Source organism: Apolloniradiicaulis salifontis (genome assembly GCF_053756655.1).
Window position 1 is genome coordinate 3,017,578 of record NZ_CM132387.1, and the last position, 12,648, is coordinate 3,030,225.

Annotated in this window: 14 protein-coding genes; 6 read left to right on the forward strand and 8 right to left on the reverse strand. The window is 67.8% G+C overall.

Annotation, left to right across the window (positions count from 1 at the left end; translation table 11 throughout):
• Positions 1-3: 3 nt before the first annotated feature.
• From ACWCOP_RS14325 to ACWCOP_RS14335, 3 genes are read right to left on the reverse strand one after another with little or no spacing between them, the layout of a single operon-like run.
• Complete coding sequence (locus tag ACWCOP_RS14325) at positions 4-867, reverse strand: 1-acyl-sn-glycerol-3-phosphate acyltransferase (RefSeq protein ID WP_478248968.1); 864 nt, start codon at positions 865-867, stop codon at positions 4-6.
• Complete coding sequence (locus tag ACWCOP_RS14330) at positions 864-1,700, reverse strand: 1-acyl-sn-glycerol-3-phosphate acyltransferase (RefSeq protein WP_478248969.1); 837 nt, start codon at positions 1,698-1,700, stop codon at positions 864-866. Before ACWCOP_RS14330 ends, ACWCOP_RS14325 begins: the two co-directional genes overlap by 4 nt.
• A 54-nt stretch (positions 1,701-1,754) precedes the next feature.
• Positions 1,755-2,096 carry an ArsR/SmtB family transcription factor gene (locus ACWCOP_RS14335; protein WP_478248970.1) on the reverse strand — a complete coding sequence of 114 codons (342 nt, stop codon included), beginning with the start codon at positions 2,094-2,096 and terminating at the stop codon, positions 1,755-1,757.
• An 83-nt stretch (positions 2,097-2,179) separates the two neighbouring features.
• Between ACWCOP_RS14335 and ACWCOP_RS14340 the strand changes: the two genes are divergently transcribed.
• From ACWCOP_RS14340 to ACWCOP_RS14365, 6 genes are all read left to right on the forward strand, one after another.
• The gene (locus ACWCOP_RS14340) at positions 2,180-2,665 is read left to right on the forward strand and encodes an arsenate reductase ArsC (protein WP_478248971.1); all 486 of its coding nucleotides are present in this window, start codon (positions 2,180-2,182) and stop codon (positions 2,663-2,665) included.
• Positions 2,662-3,741, forward strand: a complete 1,080-nt coding sequence (gene arsB / locus ACWCOP_RS14345) for an ACR3 family arsenite efflux transporter (protein WP_478248973.1) — start codon at positions 2,662-2,664, stop codon at positions 3,739-3,741. The genes ACWCOP_RS14340 and arsB overlap by 4 nt, the downstream gene beginning before the upstream one ends.
• A 3-nt stretch (positions 3,742-3,744) precedes the next feature.
• Positions 3,745-4,473 carry an arsenical resistance protein ArsH gene (arsH, locus tag ACWCOP_RS14350; protein WP_478248975.1) on the forward strand — a complete coding sequence of 243 codons (729 nt, stop codon included), beginning with the start codon at positions 3,745-3,747 and terminating at the stop codon, positions 4,471-4,473.
• A 74-nt stretch (positions 4,474-4,547) separates the two neighbouring features.
• Positions 4,548-4,943: a hypothetical protein gene (locus ACWCOP_RS14355; RefSeq protein WP_478248976.1), complete on the forward strand. Its 396-nt coding sequence runs from the start codon at positions 4,548-4,550 to the stop codon at positions 4,941-4,943.
• A 107-nt stretch (positions 4,944-5,050) separates the two neighbouring features.
• Complete coding sequence (locus ACWCOP_RS14360; RefSeq protein ID WP_478248977.1) at positions 5,051-6,553, forward strand: CoA-acylating methylmalonate-semialdehyde dehydrogenase; 1,503 nt, start codon at positions 5,051-5,053, stop codon at positions 6,551-6,553.
• A 263-nt stretch (positions 6,554-6,816) separates the two neighbouring features.
• On the forward strand, positions 6,817-8,532 hold the full coding sequence (locus tag ACWCOP_RS14365) for a carboxylesterase/lipase family protein (protein ID WP_478248979.1): 1,716 nt from the start codon (positions 6,817-6,819) through the stop codon (positions 8,530-8,532).
• Here the strand turns inward: ACWCOP_RS14365 and ACWCOP_RS14370 are convergent.
• The 5 genes from ACWCOP_RS14370 to ACWCOP_RS14390 all read right to left on the reverse strand — a co-directional run bounded on the left by ACWCOP_RS14370 (position 8,514) and on the right by ACWCOP_RS14390 (position 12,632).
• Entirely contained in the window at positions 8,514-9,500 is a 987-nt protein-coding gene (locus tag ACWCOP_RS14370) for an alpha/beta fold hydrolase (RefSeq protein WP_478248981.1), read from the reverse strand. The two genes, ACWCOP_RS14365 and ACWCOP_RS14370, sit on opposite strands and share 19 nt — an antisense overlap.
• On the reverse strand, positions 9,497-10,495 hold the full coding sequence (gene rarD / locus ACWCOP_RS14375; protein ID WP_478248983.1) for an EamA family transporter RarD: 999 nt from the start codon (positions 10,493-10,495) through the stop codon (positions 9,497-9,499). The genes ACWCOP_RS14370 and rarD overlap by 4 nt, the downstream gene beginning before the upstream one ends.
• A gap of 49 nt (positions 10,496-10,544) precedes the next feature.
• The gene (locus tag ACWCOP_RS14380) at positions 10,545-11,063 is read right to left on the reverse strand and encodes a copper chaperone PCu(A)C (RefSeq protein WP_478248985.1); all 519 of its coding nucleotides are present in this window, start codon (positions 11,061-11,063) and stop codon (positions 10,545-10,547) included.
• Between the two features lie 58 nt (positions 11,064-11,121).
• A complete protein-coding gene (locus ACWCOP_RS14385) occupies positions 11,122-12,192 on the reverse strand; it encodes a transporter (protein WP_478248986.1) in 1,071 nt (356 codons plus the stop codon).
• Positions 12,193-12,254: 62 nt separating this feature from the next.
• Positions 12,255-12,632, reverse strand: a complete 378-nt coding sequence (locus ACWCOP_RS14390; RefSeq protein ID WP_478248987.1) for a hypothetical protein — start codon at positions 12,630-12,632, stop codon at positions 12,255-12,257.
• Between the last annotated feature and the right edge of the window lie 16 nt (positions 12,633-12,648).

The window sequence follows — 12,648 nt, forward strand, 5'->3', positions numbered from 1 at the left end:
CGATCACCGCCGCCGGGTCCAGGCCAGCGCTTCGCAGATCTGGCGCAGGGTTTCGGCGGCGTCGCCGTCGGCGCCCGGCAGGACGCGCGGATCGACAGGCTCGCCGAAGCGCAGGCGGTAGCGGGCGCCGCGCTGGCGCAACAGGCCGTGAAACAGGGTGATGTCGCGCAGCTCTTCATTAATCTGCGACAGGGCGTAATAGGCCAGCGGCATGCGTTGCACCACGCCCACCGGCACGATGGGCGCGCCAAACCGCCGGGCCAGCGACACGCCCGCGCCCGCCCAGCTGGGCTCCACCAGCCGGCGCTCGCGCCAGTTCCAGTCGGCCATTCGCCCGGCGGGGAAGATCACCACGCAGCGCCCGCCATTGAACGCCTCCATGGCCGCGCGCAGGGTCTCCCTTGCGCGGGTGCGCGCCAGCGGACCGGTGCGCCACTCCACCGGAATGATGCGGGATTTTAGCCCCGGACAGATGCGCAGCGCGTCGCGATTCGCGAAGAACACAAGATCATCGCGCCTTCCTTTCAGCGCGCTCCAGATGGCGTTGCCGTCGGCGATGCCGCCGGGATGGTTGGCGATGAGCAGAACCGGGCCGATGGACGGCACCCGCTCCACGTCCTCAGCGGTGACGGTGAGGCCGAGAAACCGATCGCCCCAGGCGAAGCAGGCTTCAGCGTCGAGATCCTTGACCGCGTCCACCAGCTGGACCGCCTTGGCGAACCCCAAAAGCGGATCGGCGATCCCGCGTAAGGCGCGCCAGGCGAGCGGTTGCTCGCGCAGGCGCGGCGCACGCTCTTCAAGCAAGGCCTCCACCAGCGCGCGGGCGTCTGGCGCGGGGCTGGGCTCGTCGTGCGGCGAAAGACTCACCTTGCCTCCCGCGCGAGGGTTTCACTCATGGCGCGCAAGGCCCTGGTGGCCGGACCCTCGCCGTCGGGCAGGTCATGGGGCTCCACCACGGCCCCGAATTTCAGGGCGTAGCGGGCGCCGCGCTTGGCCAGCAGCTCGTGGAAGACCGTCATGTGTTTGAGTTCTTCATGGATCTGGCCCAGCGCGTAAAACAACACGCTCATACGCTGCTTCAGGCCCAGCGGAATGATCGGCGCGGAGAATTTACGCGCCAGGCTGACCGCAGTCACCTGCCAGGACTCCTCCACCAGCCGCAAGCTGCGCCAGTCCCATTTCGCCATGCGCCCGGCGGGAAACACCACCACGCACCGGCCCTGCCTGAACGCCTCGATGGCCTGGCGCAGCGTATCGCGGGTCTTGTCGCGAGAGCGCTCCTGGCCGCGCCATTCCACCGGAATCACCACCTCGCCCAGCCCCTCGCACACCCGGATCGCGTCGCGATTGGCGAAGAACACGAGATCAGGACGGCGCGCCTTGAGCGCCTGCCACACCGCGATGCCGTCCGCGATTCCGCCGGGATGGTTGGCGGTGATGACGCAAGGCCCGGTTTCAGGCACATGGGTCAGGCCGTCGGCGGCGACCCGCATGTCCAGAAATTTCTCCGACCAGTCCATGGCCTGCGCCCCGCCCATAGGGGCGATGGCGTCGGCGATCTGGACCGCCCGGCCATAGCCCAGCAGCGGATAGAACACCGCCTTCACCGCCGGCCAGATCGCGCTGGCGCGCAGGCGCAGGGCGCGCTCCTCGATCAGCGAATCGACGATATGGGGTGAGGGGGCGGTGTCCGATGTCATCTGCGGCATTGAGAAACAATGCGCGGCGGCCCGCAAGGGGCGCGCCGCTTCTGCTCAGCAGGAGCGGCCCATGGACGCCAGCGCCGGGCCGCACACTTCAGGATGACCCGCGCAGCAATCGGCCACCAGAAAATCCACCAACGCGGCGACCTGATCGATCCGCGCCGTGTAGATCCGCGAGCGGCCCTCCACGCTCACCTGCACCAGCCCCGCCTGGCTGAGCGCGCTCAAGTGGGGCGACAGATTGCTGGGCGACACGCCCACCAGGTCCGCCAGACGCCCCGCCGCAAGCCCTTGAGGCCCGGCGGTGATCAACGCCTTGAACACGCTCAGCCGCGTCGGATGGGCGAGCGCGGCGAAGCTTTCAATGGCTGCGGTCTGGTCCATGGCGATCATGCTTTTCTATTTCATGAAACATTGAAATGAGAGAGTGTGCAGTCTAAAGGTGACGCCTCCAGACCGCCAGAGGCCCTAGCGCGATGAACATTCTGATTTTGTGCACCGGCAATTCCGCGCGCTCAATCCTGGGCGAGGCGCTGTTCAATGCGCGCAGCGGCGGCGGCGTGACAGCCTATTCGGCCGGCTCAAGCCCCAAGGGCGCGCCCCATCCCGGCGCGATCGCCGTGCTGGAGCGCCACGACCTCTCCACCAAAGGCCTGCGCTCAAAAAGCTGGCTGGAGTTCGAGGCGGACGGCGCGCCGGTCATGGACGCCGTGATCACCGTCTGCGATAACGCCGCCGCCGAGCCCTGCCCGGTCTGGCCCGGCGCGCCGGCGCGCGCCCATTGGGGCCTGTCCGATCCGGCCGGCGCGCAAGGCGAGCCTGCGATCCGCGCCGCCTTCGACGCCGCGTTCGAGGCGCTGGACGCCCGGGTGCGTTTCGCCCTTGAGGCGGGCCTGGTCAAAGCCGACCCCGCGAAGCGCAGCGCCATCCTGCAGCGCGCCCACGACGAGGCGGCGCCATGAATCGCGAAGGCTCACCCAGCCTGTCCAAGGCGCCCGGCGGCATCGGCTTTTTCGAAAAATGGCTGTCGGTCTGGGTAGGGCTGGCGATCCTGGCCGGCGTGGGGCTGGGCGCGCTCGTCCCCGGCCTGTTTGAGGTTCTCGCCCGGTTTGAAATCGCCTCGGTCAATCTCGCCGTGGCGGTGCTGATCTGGGCGATGGTCTATCCGATGATGGTGAGCATCGATTTTTCAAGCCTCGGCCGCGTCGGGGCTCAGCCCAAAGGTCTGGTGATCACGCTGGTGGTGAACTGGCTGATCAAGCCCTTCACCATGGCGGCGCTGGCCGTGGGATTCTTCGAATTCGTCTTCGCGCCGTTCATCCAGCCCGAAGACGCCGCCCAGTACATCGCCGGCCTGATCATCCTGGGCGCGGCGCCGTGCACCGCCATGGTCTTCGTCTGGTCCCAGCTCACCAGGGGCGACGCCAACTATACGCTGGTGCAGGTGGCGGCCAATGACGTCATCATGGTGTTCGCCTTCGCGCCCATCGTGGCGGTGCTGCTGGGCGTCACCGACATCGCCGTGCCGTGGGAGACCCTGCTTCTGTCGGTGGGCCTCTACGTGCTGATCCCGCTTCTCGCGGGGCTTGCCACCCGCGCACGCCTGTCTCAAGGCCTTTCCGGCGAGGCGGCGGCGGCGAAGGTCGACGCCTTCACGGCGGCCATCAAGCCGGTCTCGGTGATCGGGCTCATCGTCACGGTGGTCATCCTGTTCGGGTTTCAGGGCGAGGTGATCCTGCAGCGCCCCGCCGTGATCGCCATGATCGCGGTCCCGCTGCTGATCCAGTCCTACGGCATCTTCCTCATCGCCTACGGCGCAGCCTGGCTCTGGCGCACGCCGTTCTCAATCGCGGCGCCCTGCGCGCTCATCGGCACGTCGAACTTCTTCGAGCTGGCGGTCGCCGTGGCGATCAGCCTGTTCGGCCTGAATTCCGGCGCGGCGCTGGCCACCGTGGTGGGCGTGCTGGTGGAGGTGCCGGTCATGCTCTCCCTGGTGGCGCTGGCGAACCGCACCCAAAGCCTGTTTCCGAAGGGATGATCCGTGAGTTCCGACACCTTTCCCGCCCTCGACGAGGCGAGCTTTCTTGAGATCGACGAGGCCCGTCTGCTCGATCCGGAGCGCGCCGCTCATCCGCCACGCATCGCGCTGCTTTACGGCTCGCTGCGCGAGCGCTCCTTCAGCCGGCTCGCCAGCGAAGAAGCCGCGCGCATTCTGCAGCGGCTTGGGGCGGAGACCCGCACGTTCAACCCGTCCGGCCTGCCTCTGCCGGACGATCCTGCGAACACGGCTGGCGCGGAGCATCCCAAGGTGGCCGAACTTCGCGAGCTGGTGACCTGGAGCGAGGGGATGGTCTGGTGCAGCCCGGAGCGCCACGGCGCCATGACCGGCGTGATGAAGAGCCAGATCGACTGGATTCCGCTCTCATTGGGGGCCGTGCGCCCGAGCCAGGGCAAAACCCTGGCCGTGATGCAGGTTTCCGGCGGTTCCCAGAGCTTCAATGCGGTCAACCAGCTTCGCGTTCTGGGCCGCTGGATGCGCATGATCACCATCCCCAACCAGTCCTCGATCCCGAAAGCCTTCCTGGAGTTCGACGAGGACGGGCGGATGAAGCCGTCCGCGCTCTATGACCGGGTGGTGGATGTGATGGAGGAGCTGGTGAAGTTCACCCTGCTCACAAGGGGCAGCGCCGGCTATCTGGTGGACCGGTATTCAGAGCGCAAGGAAAACGCCGAGCAACTCTCCGCGCGGGTGAACCAGCACTCGATCTGAGCGCCGACATGAGCGAACGGCTCGACTCCGTGCGCCGCGCCCGCTTCACTGAGCGGCAGCTGACGGAGACCGCCATGACTGTTCTGCGACCCTTCTGCACCGCCTTCGCCCTCTCCGGCGCGCTGTCCGGCGCCCTGGCGGCGGCCGCCATGGCCGATATCTCCCGCCTGCCGGGGACCTATCGGGCCGAAGCCGGCGGCGCCGCCTGCCGGGTGCGCCTTGATCCGCCGGCGCGGGCGCCTGAAGACAGCCTGATCGTCGCGGACACCGTCTCCGGCCTTGTCCTGGCTTTTCCCGGCTGTCCGGGCGGGCTGGGCGATGCATTGCTCTGGCGGGCGGCGGCTGACGGGGAGAGCCTGCGCCTCATCGACGGCGCCGGCGCTGTTGTTTTCGAGGCGACGCCCGGCGAGAATCGCAGCTGGAGCGGGGAAACGGCGGCTGGAGAGACGCTGACGCTGAATCCAGCCTGAGCCGCACCTGCGCCTCGGCTCGACAAGCGCGCCGCCCCTCCGCTACACCCTCGCTCAAACAAGAGACGCGCCCCGTCTTTGCGGAGGCGCGAACGGAGGAGCCTTTCATGGCGCAGCGCGACATCCATCACTTCATCAACGGCAAGGCGGTTCCCGGAACATCCGGCCGCTTCGGCGACGTGTTCGACCCCAATACCGGCGAGGTTCAGGCCAAAGTGGCCCTCGCCAGCAAATCCGAGCTGGGCGAGGCGGTGGAGCGCGCCAAGGCCGCGCAGCCGGCCTGGGCCGCCATGAACCCCCAGCGCCGCGCCCGCGTGCTGTTCAAGTTCAAGGATCTGCTTGAAGCCAATATGGACGAGCTGGCCCGCCTGCTCTCTTCAGAGCACGGCAAGGTCGTCGCGGACGCTCGTGGCGATCTGCAGCGCGGGCTGGAGGTGATCGAGTTCGCCTGCGGCGTGCCGCATCTTCTAAAGGGCGAATACACTGAAGGGGCCGGGCCGGGCATCGACGTCTATTCCATGCGCCAGCCTCTGGGCGTGGTGGCGGGCATCACCCCGTTCAACTTTCCCGCCATGATCCCCATGTGGATGTTCGGCGTGGCCATCGCCTGCGGCAACGCCTTCATCCTCAAGCCCAGCGAAAAAGACCCCAGCGTGCCCGTGCGCCTGGCCGAGCTGATGCTGGAAGCCGGCCTGCCGGACGGTATTCTTAACGTCGTCAACGGCGACAAGGAGGCTGTGGACGCGATCCTCGATCATCCAGACATCAAGGCGGTGAGCTTTGTGGGCAGTTCCGACATCGCCCAGTACATCTACTCGCGAGGGACCGCCAACGCCAAGCGCGTGCAGGCCATGGGCGGGGCGAAGAACCACGGGATCGTCATGCCGGACGCGGATCTCGACCAGGTGGTCAAGGATCTGGTGGGCTCGGCCTACGGATCGGCGGGCGAGCGCTGCATGGCGCTGCCCATCGTGGTGCCCGTGGGCGAGGACACCGCAGAGCGCCTGATCAAGAAGCTGATGCCGGAGATCGAAAACCTCGTGCCCGGCGTCTCCTCCGACCCCGACGCCGCCTACGGCCCGGTGGTGAGCCAGGCCCACAAGGAGAAAATCGAGGCCTGGATCCAGAAGGGCGTCGACGAGGGCGCCGAGCTGATAATGGACGGGCGCGGCTTCACGCTGCAGGGCCACGAGAACGGCTTCTTCATCGGCCCGTCCCTGTTCGACCACGTGACCCCGCAGATGGAGAGCTACAAGGAAGAGATCTTCGGCCCGGTCCTGCAGATCGTGCGCGCCCACGACATGGAGGAGGCCGCACGCCTCGCCTCGGAGCACCAGTACGGCAACGGCGTGGCGATCTTCACCCGCAACGGCCTGGCGGCGCGCGAATTCGCCAGCAAGGTCAATGTGGGCATGGTGGGCGTCAATGTGCCGATCCCGGTGCCGGTGGCCTATCACACCTTCGGCGGCTGGAAGCGCTCCTCCTTCGGCGACACCAACCAGCACGGCATGGAAGGCGTGCGCTTCTACACCAAGATCAAGACCGTCACCCAGCGCTGGCCCTCGGGCGACATCTCCGACCAGAGCTTCATCATCCCGACCATGCAGTAAGAGATCGGCTCCCGGTTCGATCCCCGGCTTCAAGCCGGGGGCGAGACCGGGATCCACTGCGTTTTAAAGGTCCGGCGTTGAGCAATCGGTTCGTCCTGCTCAGCGCTTGATCTTTTAAGCGCTGTAGATCCCGGTCTTTCCCCCGGACCTTTGTCCGGGGATGAAACCGGGAACCGGCGCTGCCTAAAAATCACCCCCACACGGCGCCTTGCGCCGGCGCGAGAGCCCGCTAGCTTGAGTGACAACAAGGGGGAGGGCCCGCCATGATCCGTCGTTTCACACTGGCCGCTGCGCTGGGCGCGCTGGCTTTGACCGCTTGCGAGAGCGAGCCCGCCGCGCCGCCGCCCACGGCCGATCCGGCGCTGACGCGCGCGGTGACGGGCGGGGAGATCGTCGGCTATGTGGACGGGGACACCGGCGCCCATGTGTGGCTCGGAACGCCGTTTGCGGCGTCGGCGGGCGGCGATAATCGCTGGCGCGGCCCGCAGCCTGTGGAGCCCTGGACCGGCGCCCGCGAAACCCTGACCCATTCCGCCGCCTGCCCGCAGATCACCAATGCGCTGAACGCAGAAGCGACCGGAACCGAGCCGGGTCAGCTCACAGGGTCTGAAGACTGCCTGTATCTGGATGTCTACGCACCCGCGCCGCAGGAGTCCGGCGGCCCGCGTCCGGTGATGCTGTGGATTCATGGCGGCGCCAATGTCTGGGGTTCGGCCAGTCAGTATGACGGCGCGCAGCTGGCGGTCGACCAGGGCGTGGTCGTGGTGGTGGTGCAATATCGGCTCGGCCCGCTGGGCTTCTTCTCCCACCCGGCGCTGGAGGACGGCGCATCGGACCTGTCCGGCGCGGCCAATTTCGCCCTGCTGGACCAGATCGCGGCGCTGGAATGGGTGCGTGACAACGCCGCCGCGTTTGGAGGCGACCCGGAGACCGTGACGATTTTCGGGGAGAGCGCAGGCGGCCATAACGTCGCCGGGCTTCTGGCGAGTCCGTTGGCTGCCGGCCTGTTCCACCGCGCCATCATCCAGTCGGGGCTCACCGACGTTGTGTCGCTGGCCGACGCGCGAGACGGCTCGGACGTGGCGGCCGTGCCCGCCTCGCGCCGCTTCACCGGGATCGATAATCCGGGTGCGGATGATTTGCGGGCCGCGCCGCTGCAGGCGGTTTATGACGCCTATGCCGGCGATGACGGCTTGCGCGACATGCCGCGCATGATCGCCGACGGGGTCACGATCCCGGAAGACGGCCTGATCGCCGCGCTTTCAAGCCCGGCCACCTTCAACGCCGTGCCGATCATCACCGGGACCAACAAGGACGAGATGAAGCTGTTCAACGTCTTCGACCCGGCGCTGTCGGCCCGCTGGTTCGGCGTGATCATCCGCACCCCTGACCCGGACTTCTTTGAGGCCGCGAGCGAATACCAGTCCCGGCTGTGGCGGGCGCTGGCCGTGGATGAAGTCGCCCAGACCCTGACCGAAGGCGGCCATGAGCCGGTGTTCGCCTACCGCTTTGACTGGGACGAAGGCGGAAGCCTCGCCTTCATGGACTTAAGCCGCCTTCTGGGCGCCGCCCACGCCATGGAGATCCCTTTCGTCTTCAACCATTTCGAGTTTTTCGGCCGCCTCGATTCCGCGCTGTTCAATGACGAGAACGCGCAAGGCCGCCAGGCGGTGGCCGAGAGCATGGGCGCCTACTGGGCGAATTTTGCGCGCACCGGCGATCCAGCCAGCGCCGGCGGTCCCGACTGGCCGGCCTGGGAGAACACGGGGCGGCTCATGCGCTTCGACACGCCGTCTGACGGCGGCGTCGAGGTGATCGAAGGGCGCGAGACGCTGGAGGCCATTGCTGAAGACCTGAGCGAGGACGCACGGCTCACGGCCGAACAGCGCTGCTTCATCTTCGAGCGGCTGACCACCTGGCGCGCCAGCGTCACCGAGCTGGGCGCGCCGCTGGCCTGCCCTCAGCCCGCAGGTGACTGACCGAAGCGCTGCTCGAGCCAGGCCAGCAGCACCGCTGACAGCTCCTGCGGCGCCTCGTACTGGGTCCAGTGCCCGCAGCCTTCGATGATGTGCAGGGTGAAATCCTTGCACAGGGCGGGCATCCATCCGGCGAGCTTGGGCGGCAGCATGAAATCGCACTCGGCTGCGATCATCAGGCAGGGCATGGCGAGGCGGTGATCGACACCGCCCAGCCGCTCCCAGTTGGCGTCGAAATTACGGTACCAGTTCATCCCGCCGCGAAACCCGGAGCGGGCGTAAACCTCAGCGTATTGCGTGCGGATCTCTGGCGGAACGACACACTCGTCCTCGCTCTTGAGACCGCCGCGGGCGACGAATTTTTCAAAGCGCTTGGGCAGATGGGTGATTGAGGCCGGCAGCGCGTCGACATCGGCCGGGGCGATGGGCGCGCCGAAGCTGAAGGCGAAGAAATCCTCTTCCTGGCCCTCAAACAGCGTGTCGGCGGCCTCGTCCTGGAAGCGCACGATATAATGCTCCTCGCCGCCGCGCTCACGAAAGACCTCTGTGGGCGGAACGGCGCCGCGCGGCAGGTGCGGCGTGTTCACGCCCACCGCGGCGATGAAGCGATGGGGGATGAGGCAGGCGGCGTGCCACATGAAGATGCCGCCCCAGTCATGGCCGACGATCACCGCCTTCTCGACCCCCAGCGCATCCAGCAGGCCTTCCAGATCCGCGCACAGACGGTCCACATGATAGGCCTCGACCTCATGGGGGATGTCCGAGGCGCCGAAGCCGCGATTGTCCGGCGCGATCACCCGGTAGCCGGCCTCGGAAAGGTCCTGGATCTGTTGCGCCCAGGACAACGCCAGCTCCGGCCAGCCATGGAGCAGCAGCACGGGCAGGCCGTCCGCCGGTCCGGCCTCGTGAACCGACAGCGTCACCTCGCCCACATCAATACGGCGGGCGGGCGGCATGGGCGGATGGGTCATGATCGGGCCTTTTGTCGTTTCTTGCGCTCGAACAGTAGAAGATCCGCCACGAACACCGCCAGCCCCGCCCAGATCAAGGCGAAGGTGACGGCGTGGGCGGGCGTGAACACCTCGCCATAGAATAATCCCAGGCAGAACTGCAGGGTCGGCGCAATGAATTGCGCCGCGCCGATGACCGCGAAGGACAGGCCGCGCGCGCCGGTGAGGAAAAGCAAGAGCGGACCCACCGTCATGGCGCCGGAGAGGACCAGCAGCGCCGCCTGGCTCCAGCCCTCGCGGAAGTGACCGCCGCCGCCAAACTCCACAAACCCGAGAATCGCCAGGGACGGCAGGGCGATGATGGCGGTCTCCCAGAACAGGCCGATGCGCCCGTCCACCGCCATGGTCTTTCGCAAGTAGCCATAGCCGGTGAAGCTCACCGCGAGGAAAAGCGCGATGACGGGAAGCTCGCCCACGGTGACGATCTGGTTCACCACGCCCAGCCCGGCCAGCCCCACCGCCACGGCGCGCAGGCGCCCGAAGCGCTCAGACGCAATGAACACGCCCACGGCCACGTTCATCAAAGGATTGATGTAATACCCAAGCGAGATTTCCAGCACCTGGCCGGAATTCACCGCGAAGATGAAGGTCCACCAATTGGCGCCGATGAGCACCGCAGTCACCGCCAGAAGGCCGAGCATGCGCGTGTCGCCGAGCACGCTCACCGCCGCGTTCCAGCGCCGCGCGCTCACCAGCAGGATCGCCAGCAAGGGCACCGACCAGATGGCGCGGTGAAGTACGATCTCGGCGGGGCTGGCGAACGCCAGAAGCTTGTAGAATAAAGGCGACAGGCCCCAGATCACATAGCCGGACAAAAGCGCCGCCGCCGCCCGCCCCGGGCCGAGGCGCTGGGAGTCGGCGCTGGTTTTCGGCGCCGGCGTGGCGGGCGTCGCCTGTCCGGGCGCAGGCGCGGGGTCCGGAGCCGGCGCGGAAGAAGGGTCGGGGCGGTCTGTCATCCGCCCCGCTTAGACCCGAACGCGCCGGCGTGAAACCCGGATCTTGCGCCTAGCCGCCCTGCATTCCGCTCATATCGCCGGTGGACGAAGACGCCGGAGCGGTGTCGGCGAAGGGCAGCTGCGCTTCCACGCTGCGCCCGCCCTCAAACTGCAGCACCACGTCCAGCATGCCGTCCGCGGCGGCGTCGGCGGAGACGCCGAAGATCATCAGATGATCGCCGCCCGATGACAGGGTCAGCGCGCCGTCGGCGGGCACGTCCATGGCTTCGACCTGGCGCATGCGCATGACATCGCCCTCCATGGCCATGGTGTGGAGCTCGATGCGCTCGGCCTCGTCGCTCTCGACGCCCGTCAGACGCCCGGCCTCGCCGCCGCCCTCGATGGTGAGGAAGCCCGCCGTCACGTCGCGCCCGGCGATGGGATTGCGCACCCAGCCTTCGGTGACGGCGAGGCCGCCGCCAGCGTAGGATTCGCCGGAGCCTGCGCCCTGTTCGCCCGGTGCGCCGGTCTCACCACAGGCGGCCAGCGCCAGGGCCGGGACGAGGATCAGAAGCAATCGAATAGTCATGAGTGTTCTCCTTGAGAGCGGCCCAGGCGGGTCGGAGCCCGCCCGGGCCATGAAGACTCTATCCGCCGAAAGCGTATTGCCAGCCCAGGCTCAGCGACCAGTCAGTCTCCATCTGGGGTCCGTTCAGGTCGCGATGCAAGGGCAGGAGCGCTTCGGCCGCAAACCGGTGTCCCCGTAAAGCGCCGGTCTGCCCGGCCCAGTTCAAACCCAGTCCGGCCTCCAGCGTTTCGCCGCCGTAATTGGCCGGGTCGGCGGTCTGCACCGGCGCGCCGATCCGCACGTCCCGGCCCTCGATCTCGCCCCACACCCGCGCTTTTGCGCGCGCCGAAAACGCCCAGGCCGCCACCGGCGACCAGCTCGCCCAGGCCGTCGCCTGATAATCGTCGCCAAGCTGGTAGCCGGCGTCGTTGTCGTAGAGTCGCCACACCGCCCCGGCCTGGCCGCCGACGCGCCAGTGCATGGAGGGGCTGCGCACATGGGTGATGGAGGCTGTGGGGTCGGCCGTCCCCGAGCCCAGCTGCATGGCGTAGGGCATGGTCAGGACCGGAGTGGTGTTCATGGGGGTGAGCACCTGCGCCGTCTCGTCAATGGAGCCGGTGGGCAGCGATACGCCGAGGGTCACATGGGTGCGCGCGGCCTCGCTCTCCTGCAGGCCGATCAAAGCGGCGAGCCTGGTGTCGCCGAGCCCCGAGGACCGTGTGGTGAACTCGCCCAGGCGGGTCGTGCCCATCATCCCCTGGAAGGTGACGTGGTCCATCTCGTTTTCGAGATAATGGGTCATGACCATGAGCGTGACACGGTCGCTTGGCGCGTACATGGCGCCGACCATGTGCATGTCCATGGTCATGCGGGTCGGCGCCACGCGAAGGCCCGGCGGCGGCGCATAGGGGTTGGCGAAGCCGGTGATCGCTTCAGGCGAAAGGGAGTTTGTTCCGTCGCGCGAACCGTCCATCTCCATGCGCATGAAGCGGTAGGAGACCATCCACTCGCCCTTTTCGTGGGTGTGGTCGGCCATCACCCCGATGGGGGCGTGGGAATCGGCGCGTACCGAGCCGGGTTCGTGGGCGAAGGCGGGCGCGGCGCACGCCAGAAGCGCGGCGCATGCGGCGCCGTTTGCGAGAAGTTTCATGGTTTGGTCCAGTGTGTTCAAAGGCGGCGCACGGGCCGCGGTCTGACGGAAACAGTCGAGCGTCAGACGAGGACCGGTGGCGCGCGCGGGCCGCGAAGAGCGGTTTCCGGACGGCCCGCCGGCGCCGGCGCAGATTGCGGGCGCGGGGCGGGAAGGATGGCGACGCGCCGCAGCGGCTCCGCCGGCGCGGTCGGGGCCGCGGTGGACTGGGCCGCCGCGCACGCAAAATCACAAAAAGTGTGGCCCGGCGCCTCGTTCGCCGGCTCGCCGGCGAGCTCCGCCAGATAGCGCAGATCGGCGACCGCTTCAGCGGGGAGAGGGCCGCCGCCCGGCCGGCACAAAAGGGAGCCCGGATCAAATCCGTCCGCCGCCGCAGGCGGCGGCGCCAGCATCGCGATGAGCGCGAGCAACAGAAGCGGAAGGCGGGCGAAGCGGGTCATCGTCACGCTCTTACCC